The organism is Pseudomonas fluorescens, from assembly GCF_902497995.1.
In the GTDB taxonomy this organism is placed as follows: domain Bacteria; phylum Pseudomonadota; class Gammaproteobacteria; order Pseudomonadales; family Pseudomonadaceae; genus Aquipseudomonas; species Aquipseudomonas fluorescens_BK.
This window is the reverse complement of sequence record NZ_CABVII010000020.1, coordinates 109,214-128,559: the sequence shown is the minus strand read 5'-3', so window position 1 is coordinate 128,559 and position 19,346 is coordinate 109,214. Positions and strand designations below refer to the sequence as shown.

17 protein-coding genes and 1 pseudogene are annotated in these 19,346 nt (G+C 60.7%); 6 read left to right on the top strand and 12 right to left on the bottom strand.

What is annotated here, in order from left to right; genetic code table 11:
* Positions 1-154: 154 nt before the first annotated feature.
* From F8N80_RS22350 to F8N80_RS22330, 5 genes are all read left to right on the top strand, one after another.
* On the top strand, positions 155-1,648 hold the full coding sequence (locus tag F8N80_RS22350) for an RNA polymerase factor sigma-54 (protein WP_150748220.1): 1,494 nt from the start codon (positions 155-157) through the stop codon (positions 1,646-1,648).
* A 73-nt stretch (positions 1,649-1,721) separates the two neighbouring features.
* Entirely contained in the window at positions 1,722-2,030 is a 309-nt protein-coding gene (gene hpf, locus F8N80_RS22345) for a ribosome hibernation-promoting factor, HPF/YfiA family (RefSeq protein ID WP_060542979.1), read from the top strand.
* A 12-nt stretch (positions 2,031-2,042) separates the two neighbouring features.
* The gene (gene ptsN / locus F8N80_RS22340) at positions 2,043-2,507 is read left to right on the top strand and encodes a PTS IIA-like nitrogen regulatory protein PtsN (RefSeq protein WP_150748221.1); all 465 of its coding nucleotides are present in this window, start codon (positions 2,043-2,045) and stop codon (positions 2,505-2,507) included.
* A gap of 2 nt (positions 2,508-2,509) precedes the next feature.
* Positions 2,510-3,367, top strand: coding sequence for an RNase adapter RapZ (rapZ, locus tag F8N80_RS22335; RefSeq protein WP_150748222.1), 858 nt, complete (start codon positions 2,510-2,512; stop codon positions 3,365-3,367).
* A 15-nt stretch (positions 3,368-3,382) separates the two neighbouring features.
* On the top strand, positions 3,383-3,658 hold the full coding sequence (locus F8N80_RS22330) for an HPr family phosphocarrier protein (RefSeq protein WP_090175486.1): 276 nt from the start codon (positions 3,383-3,385) through the stop codon (positions 3,656-3,658).
* A 108-nt stretch (positions 3,659-3,766) separates the two neighbouring features.
* On the opposite strand, the pseudogene F8N80_RS22320 reads toward F8N80_RS22330, so the two are convergent.
* From F8N80_RS22320 to pmbA, 4 genes and pseudogenes are all read right to left on the bottom strand, one after another.
* Positions 3,767-3,904: pseudogene (locus tag F8N80_RS22320) on the bottom strand (ZIP family metal transporter); the annotation flags it as partial.
* A 95-nt stretch (positions 3,905-3,999) separates the two neighbouring features.
* A complete protein-coding gene (locus tag F8N80_RS22315; RefSeq protein WP_150784711.1) occupies positions 4,000-5,376 on the bottom strand; it encodes a class II fumarate hydratase in 1,377 nt (458 codons plus the stop codon).
* The gene (locus tag F8N80_RS22310) at positions 5,357-5,764 is read right to left on the bottom strand and encodes a FagA protein (RefSeq protein WP_150748224.1); all 408 of its coding nucleotides are present in this window, start codon (positions 5,762-5,764) and stop codon (positions 5,357-5,359) included. Before F8N80_RS22310 ends, F8N80_RS22315 begins: the two co-directional genes overlap by 20 nt.
* Positions 5,765-6,011: 247 nt before the next feature.
* Positions 6,012-7,358 (bottom strand): metalloprotease PmbA, encoded by a 1,347-nt coding sequence (gene pmbA / locus F8N80_RS22300; RefSeq protein ID WP_150784710.1) that lies wholly within the window; start codon positions 7,356-7,358, stop codon positions 6,012-6,014.
* A gap of 108 nt (positions 7,359-7,466) precedes the next feature.
* Here pmbA and yjgA point away from each other — a divergent pair, with 108 nt between their 5' ends.
* Complete coding sequence (gene yjgA / locus F8N80_RS22295; RefSeq protein WP_059403243.1) at positions 7,467-7,991, top strand: ribosome biogenesis factor YjgA; 525 nt, start codon at positions 7,467-7,469, stop codon at positions 7,989-7,991.
* A 59-nt stretch (positions 7,992-8,050) separates the two neighbouring features.
* Here yjgA and tldD read toward each other — a convergent pair whose 3' ends face one another.
* From tldD to mreB, 8 genes are all read right to left on the bottom strand, one after another.
* Positions 8,051-9,493, bottom strand: a complete 1,443-nt coding sequence (gene tldD / locus F8N80_RS22290) for a metalloprotease TldD (RefSeq protein WP_150748225.1) — start codon at positions 9,491-9,493, stop codon at positions 8,051-8,053.
* A 5-nt stretch (positions 9,494-9,498) separates the two neighbouring features.
* On the bottom strand, positions 9,499-10,359 hold the full coding sequence (locus F8N80_RS22285) for a carbon-nitrogen hydrolase family protein (protein WP_150784709.1): 861 nt from the start codon (positions 10,357-10,359) through the stop codon (positions 9,499-9,501).
* A gap of 79 nt (positions 10,360-10,438) precedes the next feature.
* On the bottom strand, positions 10,439-14,242 hold the full coding sequence (locus F8N80_RS22280; protein ID WP_150784708.1) for a YhdP family protein: 3,804 nt from the start codon (positions 14,240-14,242) through the stop codon (positions 10,439-10,441).
* Between the two features lie 75 nt (positions 14,243-14,317).
* On the bottom strand, positions 14,318-15,775 hold the full coding sequence (gene rng / locus F8N80_RS22275) for a ribonuclease G (RefSeq protein WP_150748228.1): 1,458 nt from the start codon (positions 15,773-15,775) through the stop codon (positions 14,318-14,320).
* A gap of 57 nt (positions 15,776-15,832) precedes the next feature.
* Complete coding sequence (locus F8N80_RS22270) at positions 15,833-16,429, bottom strand: Maf family protein (RefSeq protein WP_150748229.1); 597 nt, start codon at positions 16,427-16,429, stop codon at positions 15,833-15,835.
* 59 nt (positions 16,430-16,488) lie between these two features.
* Positions 16,489-16,980, bottom strand: coding sequence for a rod shape-determining protein MreD (mreD, locus tag F8N80_RS22265; protein ID WP_150748230.1), 492 nt, complete (start codon positions 16,978-16,980; stop codon positions 16,489-16,491).
* Positions 16,980-18,113, bottom strand: a complete 1,134-nt coding sequence (gene mreC / locus F8N80_RS22260; RefSeq protein WP_150784707.1) for a rod shape-determining protein MreC — start codon at positions 18,111-18,113, stop codon at positions 16,980-16,982. The genes mreD and mreC overlap by 1 nt, the downstream gene beginning before the upstream one ends.
* Positions 18,114-18,250: 137 nt before the next feature.
* On the bottom strand, positions 18,251-19,288 hold the full coding sequence (gene mreB, locus F8N80_RS22255; protein WP_002555108.1) for a rod shape-determining protein MreB: 1,038 nt from the start codon (positions 19,286-19,288) through the stop codon (positions 18,251-18,253).
* Positions 19,289-19,346 lie beyond the last annotated feature (58 nt).

The window sequence follows — 19,346 nt, the reverse complement described above, 5'->3', positions numbered from 1 at the left end:
GCTTACCCCGATAAAAAATCAACACTTTTTTATTGTTACACGGCTCTAGGCAAACGCTGCAGTTTCGGGCATATAATTTGCTTATGTTTGGCGCTTCGGCGCCCTGTAGTGGATGGCGCATGTGCGCCGGCGAATAAGGTGTTAAGCCCCTGCCATGAAACCATCGCTAGTCTTGAGAATGGGCCAGCAGCTGACGATGACACCGCAGCTGCAACAGGCCATCCGCCTGCTCCAATTGTCGACCCTGGACCTGCAACAGGAAATCCAGGAGGCCCTGGAGTCCAATCCGATGCTCGAACGCCAGGAAGAAGGCGACGACTTCGATAACGCCGACCCCTTGGCCGACAAAGCCGAACAGCTGCCCAACGCCGATGTGTCGGAACCCTCCTACCAGGAAACCGCCCCGACGGTGGATAACCTCGAGGAAGGTGACTGGAACGAGCGCATTCCCAACGAACTGCCGGTCGATACCGCGTGGGAGGACGTTTACCAGACCAGCGCCAGCAGCCTGCCGAGCAACGATGACGACGAGTGGGACTTCACCACCCGTACATCGGCCGGTGAAAGCCTGCAAAGCCATCTGCTTTGGCAACTGAACCTGGCACCGATGTCCGACACCGATCGCCTGATTGCCGTGACCCTGATCGACTGCATCAACAACCAGGGTTACCTGGACGAAACCCTCGAGGAAATTCTCGAAGCCTTCGATCCGGAACTGGACATCGAACTCGACGAAATAGAAGCCGTCCTGCATCGCATCCAGCAATTCGAACCCGCCGGCATCGGCGCCCGCAACCTGGGCGAATGCCTGCTCCTGCAATTGCGCCAGTTGCCCGCCAAGACCCCTTGGCTGGCCGAGGCCAAGCGCCTGGTCAGCGATTACATCGACCTGCTTGGCAGTCGCGACTACAGCCAGCTGATGCGCCGCATGAAGCTCAAGGAAGATGAGCTGCGCCAGGTCATCGAACTGGTGCAGAGCCTCAACCCGCGTCCTGGCTCGCAGATCGAATCCAGTGAAGCCGAATACGTCGTCCCCGATGTCATCGTGCGCAAGGACAACGAGCGCTGGCTGGTGGAGCTGAATCAGGAATCGGTGCCACGGCTGCGGGTCAACGCCCAATACGCCGGCTTTGTGCGCCGCGCCGACACCAGTGCCGACAACACCTTCATGCGCAATCAGTTGCAAGAGGCCCGCTGGTTCATCAAGAGCCTGCAGAGCCGCAACGAAACTCTGATGAAGGTGGCCACCCAGATCGTCGAGCATCAGCGCGGCTTCCTGGAGTACGGCGACGAAGCCATGAAACCGCTGGTGCTGCATGACATCGCCGAAGCGGTGGGCATGCACGAGTCGACGATTTCCCGGGTGACCACGCAGAAATTCATGCATACCCCACGGGGCATCTATGAACTGAAATACTTTTTCTCCAGCCACGTCAGCACCTCCGAAGGCGGCGAATGCTCGTCCACGGCGATCCGCGCGATCATCAAAAAACTGGTTGCGGCGGAAAATCAGAAAAAGCCGTTGAGTGACAGCAAGATCGCTGGTTTACTGGAGGCACAAGGCATTCAGGTGGCTCGCCGCACCGTCGCCAAGTACCGCGAATCCCTCGGGATCGCGCCTTCGAGCGAACGCAAGCGATTGTTGTAGAGCCCCGCCACAGCGTTCCAGTGGTAGATCATCTGGTCTACCGCTTATGCACTGGCAACGAAGGAGAAGCTGTATGCAAGTCAACATCAGTGGACACCAACTGGAAGTGACCGAACCTCTTCGCACCTACATCGGCGAAAAGCTTGAACGGTTGGAACGGCATTTCGACAAGATCACCAACGTGCAGGTCACGATGACGGTCGAAAAGCTGAAGCAGAAAATCGAAGCTACGCTGCATATTCCCGGCAGTGAAGTGGTCGCCAACGCCGAGCATGACGACATGTACGCGGCGATCGACTCACTCACCGACAAGCTGGATCGCCAACTCAAAAAGCATAAGGAAAAGACCCAGAGCCTCCTACAGGGCGCGACCGGTCGTTAACACTCCCAACCCATGATCCGACTTGAAAGCATCCTGACCCCCGGCCGTTCCCTCGTGAACGTGCCGGGCGGCAGTAAAAAGAAAGCCCTCGAACAAATTGCCAACCTCATCCATCGCGAAGTGCCGGATCTGGAGATGCAAGATGTCTTCGAGGCTCTGATTGCCCGTGAAAAACTCGGCTCAACCGGTTTTGGTAACGGCATCGCCATCCCCCACTGTCGCCTCAAGGGCTGTACCTCACCGGTCAGTGCCTTGATGCATCTGGACGCGCCCATCGATTTCGACGCCATCGACGGTGCCCCGGTTGACCTGCTGTTCGTGCTGTTGGTCCCGGAAGCCGCTACCGATGCGCACCTGGAACTGCTGCGCCAGATCGCCAGCATGCTCGATCGCAAGGAAGTACGCGAAAAGCTGCGCAGCGCCCCGAGCAATGAAGCCTTGTATCAGGTTGTCCTGGACGAGCAAAACGGTCAGTAATCATGCGCTTGATCATCGTCAGTGGCCGCTCCGGCTCAGGTAAAAGTACCGCGCTCGATGTTCTCGAGGACAACGGCTACTACTGTATCGACAACCTGCCTGCCGGGCTTTTGCCGGAACTGGCCGAGCGCGCGCTGATCCACACCGAACTGGCCCAGCCGCTGGTTGCCGTGTCGATCGATGCGCGCAACTTGCCGAGCCACCTGTCGCGCTTCCCCGAGCTGCTGGAAGAAGTGCGCAGCCGGCATATCCAGTGCGATGTCCTGTATCTGGACGCCGACGAAGAAACCTTGCTCAAACGTTTTTCGGAGACCCGCCGGCGTCACCCGCTGAGCAACGCCAACCGTTCACTGGCGGAAGCGATCAGCGATGAAAGCACTCTGCTCGGGCCGATTGCCGACCTCGCCGATCTCAAGGTCAACACCACCAACCTGAACCTGTATCAGTTGCGCGATACCATCAAGCTGCGTCTGCTGAATCAACCGGAACCCGGTACGGCGTTCCTGGTGGAATCCTTCGGTTTCAAGCGTGGCATGCCAGTGGACGCCGACCTGGTATTCGACGTGCGTTGCCTGCCGAACCCCTACTGGAAGCCGGAGTTGCGCGAACAGTCCGGGCTCGATAAACCGGTCGCCGACTACCTGGCGGCACAGCCGGACGTCGAAGAAATGTTCCAGGACATTTCTACATACCTGCTCAAGTGGCTGCCCCGCTTTGCGGCCAGCAATCGCGCGTATGTCACCATCGCCATTGGCTGCACCGGCGGGCATCACCGCTCCGTCTACCTGACCGAACGTCTGGGTCAGGCCCTGCAAAAAACCCTGAAGAACGTCCAGGTCCGCCACCGCGACCTCAGCTAAAGGATTCACATCGCGATGCCTGCTCTGGAAATCGAAATCATCAACAAGCTGGGCCTGCACGCCCGTGCTTCTGCAAAATTTGTCGGGGTTGCCGGTCAATTCAAGGATTGCACGATCAGGGTAGGACGTACGCCGGAATCAACGGTCGACGGCAAAAGCATCATGGCGATGATGATGCTCGCGGCTGGCAAGGGCACGAAAATTCATCTTAGTACGGAAGGCGAGCAGGAGCAGGAAGCGCTGGATGCGCTGGTGAAGTTGATCAACAACTACTTCGACGAAGGCGAGTAAACCCGCCCTTGTAGGAGCGAGGCTTGCCCGCGAAGAACGATGACACGGTTCATCAGTTCCACCGCGTAACGGCATTCGCGGGCAAGCCTCGCTCCTACACAGTCCGTGTTACGCCAACGCCGTATCCATCACCATCATCAAACAAAACCCGATCAACAACCCAAGGCTGGCCAGCTTGTCGTGACCATGGCGACGCGACTCGGGAATGACTTCATGGGTGACCACCAACAGCATCGCGCCGGCCGCCAGTGTTTCAGCGCCCATAATCAGCCTTGGATGATTTTTATAGAAGACTCAAACCAGCGCAGCCTGATGGCGCGCGCTGACTTCAGGCCAATTAATCACACGCCGCCTGCGGTGAGTTTTTCCGGATCCAGCAAAACCTCAAGCTGGCTGCGTGTGAGGTCGGTGTGCTCCAGGGCGACATCGATCACCGGACGCCCCTGCTGATAGGCCTTCTTGGCAATCTCGGCGGCTTTCTGATAACCAATGATCGGGTTGAGTGCGGTGACCAGAATCGGGTTGCGCGACAGCGCTTCCTTGATCCGGGCCTCGTTGACCTTGAAGCTGGCAATGGCCTTGTCACCCAGCAAGCGGCTGGAGTTGGCCAGCAACTCGATGCTGCCCAGCAGATTCTGGGCAATGATCGGCAACATCACGTTCAGTTCGAAATTGCCCGACTGACCGGCAATGGTGATGACGGTGTCGTTGCCGATGACTTGCGCGGCAACCATGGCGGTGGCTTCCGGGATCACCGGATTGACCTTGCCCGGCATGATCGAAGAACCCGGCTGCAAGGCTTCGAGCTCGATCTCACCAAGACCGGCCAAAGGACCGGAGTTCATCCAACGCAGGTCGTTGGCGATTTTCATCAACGACACCGCCGTGGCTTTAAGCTGTCCGGACACTGCTACCGCGGTGTCCTGGGAACCAATCAGCGCAAACAGGTCCTTGCCCGGCTTGAACTGCACCTGGGTCAGCCTGGTCAGTTGTTGACTGAAACGCGCCGCGAACTCGGGATGTGCGTTGATTCCGGTACCCACCGCCGTGCCGCCCTGAGCCAGGGATTGCAGACTCGGCAGCAGGTCCTGCAGATGGCCAATGTTAGCCTTGAGTTGCTGCGCCCAACCGTTGAGCACCTGGCTCATGCGCACGGGCATAGCGTCCATCAGGTGCGTGCGCCCGGTCTTGACGTGGTGATGAACCTGCTCGGCCTTGCGCTCGATCACCTGCACCAGATGCACCAGCGCCGGCAGCAATTGCTCATGCAACGCCAGCGCGGCGCTGACATGGATAGTGGTCGGGATGATGTCGTTGCTGCTCTGGCCGCAATTGACGTGATCGTTAGGGTTCACCGGCTCGCCGAGCAGACGGCTGGCCAGGGTGGCGATCACTTCGTTGGCGTTCATGTTGGAACTGGTGCCGGAGCCGGTCTGGAAGATGTCCACCGGAAAGTGCTGCATGAAGTCACCCTCGAGCAGGCCTTGAGCCGCATCGACAATGGCTTTGCCGTGGGACTCACTGATTTGCTTGAGCTCGACGTTAGCCCGGGCGGCGGCGGCCTTGGCCAGGATCAACGCGCGGATGAATTGAACGGGCATCGGTTTGCCGCTGATCGGGAAGTTATCCACCGCTCGTTGGGTCTGTGCGCCGTAGAGCGCATCTACCGGGACCTGGAGCTCGCCCATGCTGTCGCGCTCAATACGTGTCTTGATCATCGGAAAATCCTTGCACCAGTTCTATGAGAGGAATCGAGGGTTGCAACTCGCAGGTCGCCAGTTGCCAGGTGTAGCGTTGCCAGCGCTTGAGGCGGCATTTGCACAGCGAGAGGCGTTCCAGTTCGCGCAGCGGACGCCAGGCTTGATCCAGGCAGTAAGTCCGCCAGTGCCAGGGCAGCGCGACGTCGGCGGCGGTGTCTAGCAATAAACGCAAAGAGGTTTCGGCGATGGTCCAGGGTGAGGTCGCCGTGCAACACGCCAGGTACCGGCCTTCGGCCAGGTAATGCTCGATCAGGCGCGGCTCGTCAGGGTCCATTGCGCAACGGATCTGGCGACTCATCCAGCGCCAGCTTTCGAGGTAAGGCTGCTCGTGCAAGGCAGAACTCATGATCCGGGCTCATTCGTTAATGAGATTTATTATTATATGATAATGAGAACCAAAACAACCCCGTCGGAATCATGCAGGGTCTCTTGTGGGAGCGGGCTTGCTCGCGAAGAGGCCCTTACATTCAACATCTTCGCTGACTGATCCACCGCTTTCGCGAGCAAGCCCGCTCCCACAGGGAACGGTGCAAGGCGCATAAAAAAGGCGCGCCAACCAAGGGTGGCGCGCCTTTTTTGTGTAGCGGCTTGGGCTAGCTACCTGCCACCATCATCCGCTCGATCAACACCGACCCGGTGCGAATGTTGCTGCGCAGTTCCAGATCATTCCCCACCGCAATGATCTGCTTGAACATATCGCGCATGTTGCCGGCGATGGTCACTTCCTGGACCGCGAACTGGATTTCGCCGTTTTCGACCCAGTAACCGGCCGCACCACGGGAGTAATCACCGGTGACCATGTTCAGGCCCTGGCCCATCAGTTCGGTCACCAACAGGCCACGCCCCATGCGCCGCAGCAGGGCAGCCTGGTCTTCGTCGCCATGGGTGACGAACAGGTTGTGCACGCCGCCGGCGTTGGCGGTGCTCGGCATGCCGAGCTTGCGACCGGAATAGGTGCCGAGGATGTAGGACACCAGCTCACCTTTTTCGACGAACGGTTTGGCATAGGTCGCCAGGCCATCACCATCGAACGCCGAGCTGCCCAGCGCGCGCATCAAGTGCGGACGCTCATCGATGGTCAGCCAATCCGGGAACAGTTTCTGCCCCAGCGTGCCCTCGAGGAAGGACGATTTGCGGTACAGGCTGCCGCCGGAAATCGCCGAGAGGAAACTGCCGAACAAACCACCGGCCAGCTCCGCGGAAAACAGCACCGGCACTTCGCAGGTCGGCACCGGACGCGCGCCGAGACGGCTCGCCGCCCGTTGCGCGGCACGCTGGCCAATGCTCACCGGGTCGGCCAGCAGGTTGCCCTGACGGTTCACGTCGTACCAGTAATCGCGCTGCATCTGGCCGTCGGCCTCGGCGATCATGACGCAGCTCAGACTGTGCCGAGTCGATGCGTAGCCACCGACAAACCCATGGCTGTTGCCGTACACGCGGCAACCCTGGTGGGTACTGAGGCTGGTGCCATCGGCGTTCTTGATCCGGCTGTCGGCGGCAAACGCCGCCGCTTCACAGGTCAAGGCCATCTCGATGGCTTGTTCCGGGGTGATGTCCCACTGGTGGAACAGGTCGAAATCCTGCAGATCCTTGGCCATCAGCGCAGCATCGGCCAGGCCCGCGGCTTCGTCTTCCGAGGTGTGCTTGGCGATGGCCAGCGCGGCGGCGACGGTTTCGCGAATGGCCTCAGGGCCACTGGCCGACGTACTCGCCGAACCCTTGCGCTGACCGACATACAACGTGATGCCAAAACCCTGATCGCGGTTGAATTCGACGGTTTCGACTTCACGCTGGCGCACGGTCGTGGACAGCCCCTGCTCCAGGGACACCGCCACTTCACAGGCACTGGCGCCCTGGCGCTTGGCTTCAGCGATGATCTGCTCGACTTGTTCTTGCAGTGCCGGCAACGCTTGTGGGCCGACGCTTTCAACTGCACTCATGCTGTTCTCCACTCAAATTCTGCTTTCGGCTGGGGCCTTCGAGCGACCGGGCCGGACAAGCGGCCCCCGACTGGTTATCATGGCGGCGTTTCTTTGCGGACGGCCACCATGGTTGATTCTTACGACGACTCCCTCGATACGGGAGAAAAAAGCAAATCCCAGGTCAAACGCGAGCTGCATGCTCTGGTTGACCTCGGCGAGCGCCTTACAACGCTCAAGCCTGACTTGCTGGCAAAACTGCCGTTGACCGACGCTATGCGCCGGGCCCTGGCCGATGCGCCCAAGCACACCGCGAATATCGCGCGTAAACGGCACCTCATGTTCATCGGCAAGCTGATGCGCGATCAGGACACTGACGCCATTCTGACTCTGCTCGATCAACTCGATGCCTCCACTCGGCAGTACAACGAACGTTTCCATGGCCTGGAACGCTGGCGCGATCGCTTGATCGCAGGCGACGACGGCGTCCTGGAGAAGTTCGTTGTCGACTACCCGGAGGCCGATCGTCAGCAATTGCGCTCCCTGATCCGTCAGGCCCAGCACGAACTGGCGACCAACAAGCCACCGGCATCGAGCCGTAAAATCTTCAAGTACATCCGTGAGCTGGACGAGACTCAACGCGGTTTGCGTTAAATCTCTGCTCGGGTGAGTCGCCACGCGGCCCACCCGAAGCTTCACTTTTTCAAGAGCCCTCAGGATCCTGTGCCACCCACAGTGATCGCATCGATTTTCAGCGTTGGCTGGCCGACACCCACCGGCACCGACTGCCCATCCTTGCCACACGTCCCCACACCGCTGTCCAGCGCCAGGTCGTTACCGACCATCGACACCTTGCTCATGGCTTCCGGCCCATTGCCGATCAGCGTCGCGCCTTTGACCGGGGCAGTAATCTTGCCATCTTCGATCAAGTAGGCCTCGCTGGTGGAGAACACGAACTTGCCGCTGGTGATATCCACCTGGCCGCCGCCGAGGTTGGCGCAGTAGATGCCGCGCTTCACCGAAGCGATGATTTCTGCCGGGTCGCTTTCGCCCGCCAGCATGTAGGTGTTGGTCATGCGCGGCATCGGCAGGTGCGCGTAGGATTCACGGCGACCGTTACCGGTGCGGGCCACGCCCATCAGGCGGGCGTTGAGCTTGTCCTGCATGTAACCCTTGAGCACGCCGTTTTCGATCAGCGTGGTGCACTCGGTCGGGGTGCCTTCATCGTCGACGCTCAGCGAGCCACGACGACCGGCCAGCGTGCCGTCATCTACGATGGTGCACAGCTTGGACGCAACCATCTCGCCCATGCGCCCGCTGTAGGCAGAGCTGCCCTTGCGGTTGAAATCGCCTTCCAGGCCGTGGCCCACCGCTTCGTGCAGCAATACGCCAGACCAGCCCGAGCCCAGCACCACCGGCAAGGTACCGGCCGGCGCCGGAATGGCTTCAAGGTTGACCAGCGCCTGACGCAGTGCTTCACGGGCGTAGCCCATGGCGCGGTCTTCGCCGAGGAAATAACGGTAGTCGGTACGCCCGCCACCGCCATGACCGCCGCGCTCGCGGCGACCGTTCTGCTCGACGATCACGCTGACGTTGAAGCGCACCAGCGGCCGCACATCCGCCGCCAGGCCGCCGTCGGTGGAAGCCACCAGAATGCGCTCCCAAACGCCGGCCATGCTGACGGTCACTTGCTGGATACGCGGATCGAGGGCGCGGGTCGCGACGTCGATGCGCTTGAGCAACTCGACTTTCTCGGCGCGGGTCATCACTTCCAGCGGGTTATCCGGCCCATACAACTGGGCAACGTCCTGGGTGGTGAATGCCTGGACCGTGCCGTTCTGACCGGCGCGGGAGATCGAACGTGCGGCGCGCGCAGCCGCCCCCAACGCTTCCAGGGTGATTGCGTTGCTGTAGGCAAATCCGGTTTTTTCACCCGATTGCGCCCGCACGCCGACACCCTGGTCGAGGTTGAAACTGCCTTCCTTGACGATGCCATCTTCCAGCGCCCAGGACTCGGAAATCTGCCCCTGGAAATACAGGTCGGCCGCATCGATCCCCGGACCGGCCAGGTCACCGAGCACCCCTTGCAGGCTCTCGATCGTTACGCCGCCGGGCGCCAGGAGGTGTTCACTGACTGAGGACAACAACTCGCTCATATTCATTACGCCTTAAATTCGTCGTTCCGGGCAGGACGCTGTGCGCCCTGCGAGAAAAAGCGCCGGTGACTGGACACCGGCATCCGCGCCCTGATGGACGCCTGTTCGCTGCTATCGCGTTCGGCCAGCAGCACGGCCTCGCCTTGATCCTTTTGTGCCAGCACACGCCCCCAAGGGTCGATGATTGCGGCATGCCCCCAGGTTTCCCGTGGCCCCGGATGGGTCCCACCCTGTGCGGCCGCGAGCACATAACATTGAGTCTCGATGGCCCGTGCGCGAATCAGCACGTCCCAATGGGCCGCGCCGGTCACCGCGGTAAAGGCCGACGGCGCGGTAATCAACTGCGCGCCGGCAGCCCGCAATTCACTGTACAGCTCTGGAAATCGCAAGTCGTAACACACCGTCAGGCCGACTCGACCGACGGGCGTGTCCGCCACCACCACACCACTGCCATAAGCATAGTCATCGGATTCGCGATAACGCCCGCGATTGTCTGCCACGTCCACGTCGAACAGATGCAGCTTGTCGTAGCGCGCCACCGTTTCGCCCCGGTCGTTCACCAGCAACGAGCAGGCATGCACTTTCGCCGTCGGTTGATCCACCGGCGGCAGCGGCAATGTGCCGGCCACTATCCATAAGTTGAGGTCGCGTGCGGTCTGTTTCAACCATGGCAGGATCGGCCCTTCGCCCGCTGCCTCGGCGCGGCCGATGTCGGCAACGTCGCGACGGCCCATGGCGGCGAAGTTTTCCGGCAGCACGGCCAGGCGCGCACCACCCGCAGCCGCTTCCTCGAGCAAACGATGGGCCTGGGCCAGATTGGCCAGCACATCGCTCTGGCTGACCATTTGAATCACCGCTACGGACATGGTTTTATCCTGATCTGGAATTAACGCATATCTGTGCGTCGCTACGGCCATGCTACTCCATCGGGCCGGGGACATGATTTCAAAAAGGCTTGTCGAAGGTGATTTTCGGATCTTTCCACGGCCCTTTGACGCTGTATTGCACGCTGGCAAAACGCGCCACGCTATCACCGATCAGCTTGTCGATCAGGAACAGCGCCCCGCCAATGGCCGGTGCGCCAACGATCAATGCGGCTATCGGCAAGTTGTTGGTCACCGGCAAGGTCACCAGCAACTTGGCATCCACCCTGTCCCCTACCAGATCCAGGGTGCCATTGAGTTCAATATTGCTCGACGGGCCGGTCAGCCGGATCGGTTCACGGGTGACGTACACGCCGTTGGTCGCCACCAGCAGGCCTTTGACCCGGTCGTAACTCAGGCCTTTGCCAAACAGGTCGGAGAAGTCCAGGCGCAAACGGCGGCCAATGGAGTTGAAATTGAGCAGGCCAAAGACTCGCAACGCCTGCGCACTGCCCTCGACCTCAACGAACTGACCTTTATTCAACGAAGCATCGAGGGTTCCGGAGAAGCGCTTGGTGGCCAACCAGGCTGGCGAACCCGGCCAGCGACCGTCGACGTCCATATGGAAATTTTCACTGGTGACGCTCGGTGCAAAGCCCCAGCCTTTGAGCACATCGGCGAGGTTCTTGCCACTGGCCCGCCCCTTGAACCAGCTACTGGAGGAGCCTGGCGTGCCTTCCCAACCGCCGCTGCCCTGCAACAGAATGCCTTTGAGGCCCAGATCCAACGTATTGAGGGCGATGCCCTTGGCAGTCGGACGCACTTTCAGCGACCAGCCGCCCACCAGATCCTTGCCCTGGAACAGTTGATTGATGGTGATATCCAGCGCCGGGATTTTCGTCGGGTCTACCGCGGCCAGCGGATCAGGCGAGTTTTCGTCCGCCAGCACCGTCGGATCCGGTGCCGGCAACCGCACGTATTGAAGATTGATCGCAATCGGCGCGGCTTTGGCATCGGGGATGCTCGCGTGGCCCTTGACCTGCTGACTGTCGAGTTGCATGGCCCACGCGTTCGGTTTGCGGTTCAACTGAACGGAAGCCTGATTGAGGGTGGTACCGACACCGCTGAGCTTGCCGACCTTGAAATCCACGCTGGTGAGCAACTGTTTGGCGTTACCGCCCGGGTCCTGGCCGGCGTATTTGTCCAGCAGGTCCTTCCACGGGCCGACATCCAGTTCCGCCAGCGCGCCACGCACTCGCAGGCCTTTGGCACCGGGCAGCACGGCATTGCCGCCACCGAGGATCAACTCACCGCGACCGTCGGCAAAATTGCCGGGCGGCGCCTCGAACGTAAAGTTGGCCAGCTCGCCATGGTTGACCCAATAGCGTCGCTGCGGACCTTGCAAGGTCATCCGGAAGGTGGTGTCGCGGCCCACATCGGCCGCCAGGCCGAACGGCGCGGGCACATCGAGCGCCACGCCCTTGAGACTGGAACTGACCATCAATTGACTGTTGGCCCCTTCAAGATTCAATTGCAGCTGATAAGGAATCAAGCCGGACACCGGCAACGGCTGGGTGACGCTCAACCAGTCCGTGAGTTTCTTGACCTCGACCTGACCCGATGCGGCAACACGGGTCTTGAGGTTGCCCGGGCTGCCATCGGCGAAAATCTGTGCACTGACCGGTTTATCGAAAGCGCGCGCGGTGATGTTCTGCCCGCTCAAGCCCTTGGCGCTATCGAAACGGAAATCGCCCTTGAGCTGGGTCAGTTCCAGTATCGGCTCGGCCAGTTTCAGGCGCGCCTTGGCGGTCTTGAAATCGACAAGGATCTTCGGCTGTTCGCCTTTGGCCAACGGGATATCCAGTTTCAGCTTGCCCTGCAGACCGCCCTCGCCTTCCCAACCGGCAAAGGTCTCGGCAGTGCCGATCGGTGCTTGCTGAAGAATCTTCAGGCCATCGCCCAACCCGCCGGCGAACGCGCCGTCGAGATACAGGTGGCTGGTTTTTCCGCCCGCTACGTGGGGAATATTGACGTAAATGTCGCGGACCTGGGTGTCGAGCAACTGGCCCTTGCTGGCCAGGATGCGCACACCGCTGTCTTCGACGAACACGTCACCCGTGACCTTGCTCACATGTGGCCAGCCCGGCTGGAATGCCAGCTCGGCATCGTGCACCTTGAAAAACAGGCTGATGCTGCGATCCGCGTCCGCCGCGCCCTTGCTCAGCGACCCCTGATACTGGAAGAAACCCTGGTCCACCGCGCCTTTGAGAATCGCCGTACGCAGCCATTCGTCCAGCGCCGGGCTGAGCATTGTCGGCAAGTACTTGGCGGTGTACTTGCCATCCCCATCCACCAGGCCGACCCGCAGGTCCATGTAGTCTTCCCGGGTGTGATCGAAATGCAGGCGGATCAGGAAATCACCGGCAATCCTGCCCTCTTCGCCCAGCACCTTCAGGTAAGGCGAAATCAGGGTGAAGGCTTCTTTATCGAGCTTCCAGTTCAAGGTTGCATTGGCCTGGATGTATTGCCATGGTTTGGCGAAGATCGGGTCCAGGTGCAGGGAAAAATCCTTGCTGTCCAGGCGCAACTCACCGCGCCCAAGGTCACCGCTGATGCTGCCGGTGACATTACGCGCCGCCGGAGCACCGTGATAGGCGTCGAAGCCGACCCGGTCCAGGTTGGCGGCAAAGCTGAACTTGCTGTCGTCCGTGGCGTTGGGCCGGAAATCGATCAGTACATTGCGCAAACCACCGGTCACCTTCAGCTGCTCCACCGCCGTGGAAACCCCCTGGGGCAGTGGCCCCAAAGCATTCAGCAAGGGTGTGAGCGCGGTGAGGTCGAGGCGGTCGGCCTGCAGATGCCAGAGCTCCTCGGTGTTGTCGGTGGCCACGCTCTGCCTGAGTTGCAGGTGCGATTCCCAGCGCGTCTCGCCAAGGTTCATGGCCAGGGAGTCCAGGCTCGCCAGGAAGCCTTCGGCACTGCGCTGGAAATAACCGTTGAGCGCCAGATTGTTGATCTGGATCGGCTTGCGCTCGGCGTAGGCGCCCTTGAGTTGCGGCGCATTCAAACGGACTGCAGCGCTTTGCAGGGCGCCCTTGTTCCAGTTCAGCCACAGCTCGCCGCCCGCCTTGATCTCGGAGAAATTCCACTGTTGGGTCAGGCGCTCCGGCAGCCACTTCGACCAGTCGCTTTGCGGCAGGCTCAGGTAGGCATCCGCCCCGCCGTCCTTCCACTCGCTGGCGCGAATACGGGTACGCAGACTCATGGCCATCGGCTGGCCATCGGGCAGGGTCAGGCGGGCGTCGAGTCGCTGGCGGTAGGCGCCGGTTTTCAGATTCAAGCCGACGTAAGTCAGGGTCAGCGGTGGCTGATCCAGTGACTGCAAGGTGATCTGGCTGTCGAGTACCGACAGCTGCTGGACCATTTGCATGCGATTGAGCAACTGTTGCGGATCAAGCGGCTGATCCTGCTGTACCGGCAAACCTTCCAGCCCCCAGTGACCGTCTTCGCCTTCCTTGAGGCTGATCTTCAGGCCATTGAGTTCCAGGTGAGCGATGCTCACCTCCCGTGCCAGCAAGCTGGCCCAGAGATCCGGCACCGCGCGTACCTGATCCAGACGCAGGGCATTGGCGCCCTCGCCGACCATCACGTCGTGAGCCAGCAGAATCGGCGCGAAACCGCTCCAGCTGCCTTCCAGTTCGCCGATATGCAGCGGCATGCCCAAGGCAGCAGCCGCTTTGGTTTCAATTTCGCCACGGTATTCGGCCACCAGGGGAGTCAACTCCCGGCCGAGACTGACGTAAAGTGCCATCAGCACCAGACCCAACGCGCACAGGCCCAGACCCCAGCGGGTCAGTGCGGCCAACAGGCGTGTCAGACGGTCCATGTCAGTTGGCTCCCGTGGCAAAAATACTGCACAAAGCTGAGGCCCGCTGTTCTAGCAGGGTTGAAACACAACGACTCAGAGCAGCACCACGTCGTATTGTTCCTGGGAATACATGGTTTCCACCTGGAACCGAATGGTGCGTCCGATAAAACCTTCCAGCTCGGCGACATTGCCCGACTCTTCATCGAGCAAACGGTCGACGACTTTCTGGTTCGCCAGTACACGATAGCCTTCCGCCTGATAGGCGCGCGCCTCGCGGAGGATTTCGCGGAAGATTTCGTAGCAAACGGTTTCCGGGGTCTTCAGCTTGCCGCGGCCCTGGCAGCTGCTGCAGGGTTCGCACAGCACTTGCTCCAGACTTTCGCGGGTACGCTTGCGGGTCATCTGCACCAGGCCCAACTCGGTGATGCCGATGATGTTGGTCTTGGCGTGATCGCGTTCCAGCTGTTTTTCCAGGGTGCGCAGCACCTGGCGCTGGTGCTCTTCATCTTCCATGTCGATGAAGTCAATGATGATGATCCCGCCCAGATTGCGCAGGCGCAGCTGACGGGCGATAGCGGTGGCGGCTTCGAGGTTGGTCTTGAAGATGGTTTCTTCGAGGTTGCGATGACCGACGAAGGCCCCGGTGTTGACGTCAATGGTGCTCATGGCTTCCGCCGGATCCACCACCAGATAGCCGCCGGACTTGAGCGGCACTTTACGCTCAAGGGCCTTCTGGATTTCGTCTTCGACGCCATACAGGTCGAAGATCGGCCGCTCGCCGGGGTAATGCTCCAGGCGATCGGCGATCTCCGGCATCAGTTCGGCGACGAATTGCGTGGTTTTCTGAAAGGTCTCGCGGGAATCGATGCGGATCTTCTCGATCTTCGGACTGACCAGGTCACGCAAGGTGCGCAGCGCCAGGCCAAGGTCTTCGTAAATCACACTCGGCGCGCTGATGGTCTTGATCTGGTCGTTGATCTGATCCCAGAGCCTGCGCAGGTAGCGGATGTCCATGAGGATTTCATCGGCGCCGGCACCTTCGGCGGCGGTGCGCAGGATGAAGCCACCGGCTTCCTTGATGCCTTCCTTGGCCACGCAATCGGTGACCACTTGCTTGAGACGGTCGCGCTCGGCTTCGTCTTCGATCTTCAGCGAAATGCCGACGTGGGCCGTGCGCGGCATGTACACCAGATAGCGCGATGGGATCGATAGCTGAGTCGTCAGGCGTGCGCCTTTGGAGCCGATCGGGTCCTTGGTGACTTGCACCACCAGGCTCTGGCCTTCATGGACCAGCGCACTGATGCTCTCGACCGTAGGGCCTTCACGCAGGGAAATTTCCGAAGCGTGGATGAACGCGGCGCGGTCCAGGCCGATGTCGACGAAAGCCGCCTGCATGCCGGGCAATACCCGCACGACTTTACCTTTGTAAATGTTGCCGACGATGCCGCGCTTTTGCGTGCGTTCGACGTGAACCTCTTGCAGGACACCGTTTTCAACCACCGCCACGCGCGATTCCATCGGCGTGATGTTGATCAGGATCTCTTCACTCATGGCAGGGTCTCGTTCAGGCATGTTCACGATAATGGCCGCATCTTGTCAGTACGACGCTCAGCGCGCGTTAAGGGTTTGCCAACAGGGTATGCCGAAATGGCCGAGCAGCTCCGAGGTTTCGCACAGCGGCAATCCGACCACCGCCGAATAGCTTCCATTCAGCTGGGCGACAAACACCGCGCCCAGCCCTTGAATGCCGTAGCCGCCAGCCTTGTCTCGCGGTTCGCCGCTGGCCCAGTAGGCCGCCGCTTCTTCGCGATCGATGGGGCGAAAACGCACCAGACTGCGCACAACCCGTGACTCACAACGCTCACCGTCAAGCACGGCGATGGCGGTCAGCACTTCATGGTCCTGGCCTGCCAGCATCATAAGCATGGCGCACGCGTCGGCTTCGTCCACTGGTTTGCCGAGAATTTTCCCATCGAGCACCACGGCGGTATCGGCGCCCAGCACACAGAAATCCGCATCGGACACGACCAGCCGCCGCCCGGCTTCGGCCTTGCCACGCGCGAGGCGTTCGACATAGGCCGATGGCGATTCGAGATTCAAAGGGGTTTCATCGATGTCCGCACTGATGACGGAGAACGGCACGCCAATCTGCGTGAGCAGTTCACGCCGACGCGGCGAGCCTGAGGCGAGGTACAGCTGTTTCATCAAGACATCTCCCTGTTTAGTGCCCTGCCTCACAGGGCACCGGCAAATGCCTGACCGAATCAATTGATTCTGTAGCGTTGACGCAACCCGCGCAAACCGTAGCTGACCCAAGGCCAGAGCAACGCACTGACCAGTGCCGGCAAGACCAGCGCCAGCGTTGGCTGACGATTGCCGGTCAGGGCGCTGAGCCATAGTTGAACCAACTGGGCGAGGCCGAAGATCACCAGGATCACCAGGCTCTGCTGCCACATCGGGAACATCCGCAAGCGTTGTTGCAGCGCCAGCACCAGGTAGGTGATGAGCGTCAGGATCAACGCATTCTGGCCCAGCAGCGTGCCATAGAGCACATCTTCGGCCAGGCCCAGGCACCACGCGGTCACCATGCCGACTTTCTGCGGCAATGCCAACGCCCAGAACGCCAGCAGCAAGGCGAGCCACAGGGGGCGCAGGATTTCCATGAATTGCGGCAACGGCGAAACGCTGAGCAGCAGGCCGATGGCAAACGTCAGCCAGACTATCCAGCCGTTTCGGGAGGCGGTAGTACCGACCATTATTCTCTTCCCCCAGGGGTGGCCGGCGCGGAGACAGGCGGTTTGGCGGCAGCGGGTTGAGCCGTCGGTGGTTTGGCGGGCGGCTTGGTGGCGGCAGGTTTGGCTGCAACAGGCTTGGCTGCGACAGGTTTGGCCGGGGTGGTCGCGGCCGCAGGCGCGATCACCGGAGCAACCGGAGCGGCTGGAGCAGCGACGGCAGCCGGGATAACGGCTGCAGGCCTGGGCACGGTCGCGGGAATGATCGGTCCACCGCCGTGCTGATCCAGCGCTTCCTGGGCCTGGGCGGCATCGTTGGCGCGCTCTTCGGCTGTGCGGCTGTCACTGAATACCAGCAACAGATAACGGCTGCGGTTCAAGGCGGCGGTCGGTACGGCGCGAACAATGGCGAACGGCTGGCCTGAATCGTGGATCACTTCCCTGACCGTGGCCACCGGGTAACCCGCGGGGAACCGCTGACCGAGACCGGAGCTGACCAGCAGATCGCCTTCCTTGATGTCGGCCGTGTCTGCCACGTGACGCAGTTCCAGGCGTTCCGGGTTGCCGGTGCCGCTGGCAATCGCCCGCAGGCCGTTACGGTTCACCTGCACCGGAATGCTGTGGGTGGTATCGGTCAGCAGCAGCACGCGGGAGGTGTACGGCATCAGCTCGACCACCTGGCCCATCAGGCCGCGGGCATCGAGCACCGGCTGGCCGAGCACTACACCGTCGCGCTCACCTTTATTGATGATGATGCGATGGGTGAAAGGGTTGGGGTCCATGCCGATCAGCTCGGCCACTTCGACCTTCTCGTTGACCAGTGCCGAGGAGTTGAGCAACTCGCGCAGCCGCACGTTCTGCTCGGTCAGGGCCGCAAGCTTTTGCATGCGCCCCTGCAACAGCAGGTTTTCGGTCTTGAGTTTTTCGTTTTCCGCGACGAGTTCGGTACGGCTGCCAAACTGGCTGGACACACCTTGCCATAGCCGCTGCGGCAAGTCGGTGATCCAGTAAGACTGCATCAGCACCAGCGACATTTGGCTACGCACCGGCTTGAGCAGTGTGAAGCGGGCATCGAACACCATCAGCGCGACCGATAGCACGACCAGCACCAACAAGCGCACGCCCAGTGAAGGCCCTTTGGTGAAAAGCGGTTTAATAAGCCGCTCCTCCCAGGCAAATGTTCTCGTTATTCATAGGCAGACCGGCCTGGATGCAGACTGACAGAAGATAAACGCAACAGGCAGCACTGCAAAGTGCTGCCTGCGCGCCAACAGCATAGATGCAACCGGCGATATCACTCGCTGGAAAGCAGGTCCATGGTGTGTTTATCCATCATTTCCAAGGCACGGCCACCACCGCGAGCGACGCAGGTCAGCGGGTCTTCGGCAACGATCACCGGCAGGCCGGTTTCCTGGGCCAGCAACTTGTCGAGGTCGCGCAGCAAGGCGCCACCACCGGTCAGCACCAGGCCACGCTCGGCGATATCGGACGCCAGTTCCGGCGGCGATTGTTCCAGCGCACTTTTCACCGCCTGAACGATGGTAGCCAGGGACTCTTGCAGAGCTTCCAGCACTTCATTGGAGTTCAGGGTGAATGCGCGTGGAACGCCTTCGGCCAGGTTACGGCCGCGAACGTCGACTTCGCGAACTTCGCCGCCCGGGTAGGCGGTACCGATTTCCTGCTTGATGCGCTCGGCGGTGGACTCGCCGATCAGGCTGCCGTAGTTGCGACGCACGTAGGTGATGATCGCTTCGTCGAAGCGGTCGCCGCCAACCCGTACGGATTCGGCATAAACCACACCGTTCAGGGAGATCAGGGCGATTTCAGTGGTACCGCCACCGATATCGACAACCATCGAGCCGCGAGCTTCTTCAACCGGCAGACCGGCACCGATCGCAGCCGCCATCGGCTCTTCGATCAGGAATACTTCACGGGCACCGGCACCGAGGGCCGATTCACGGATGGCACGACGCTCAACCTGGGTGGATTTGCACGGGACGCAGATCAACACGCGAGGGCTAGGCTGCAGGAAGCTGTTTTCGTGAACCTTGTTGATAAAATACTGAAGCATCTTTTCGCAAACGCTGAAGTCGGCGATCACGCCATCCTTCATCGGACGAATGGCAGCAATGTTGCCCGGTGTACGGCCCAGCATGCGCTTGGCTTCGGTGCCGACAGCAACAACACTTTTCTGGTTACCGTGCGTCCGAATGGCCACAACCGATGGCTCATTCAGGACGATACCGCGCTCGCGCACGTAAATAAGGGTGTTGGCAGTGCCCAGGTCAATGGAGAGATCGCTGGAAAACATGCCACGCAGTTTCTTGAACATGGGGAAAGGACCCTAGGCAACGCGTGGGTAAAAAAGTGCGGCAAACTCTAACAACGAC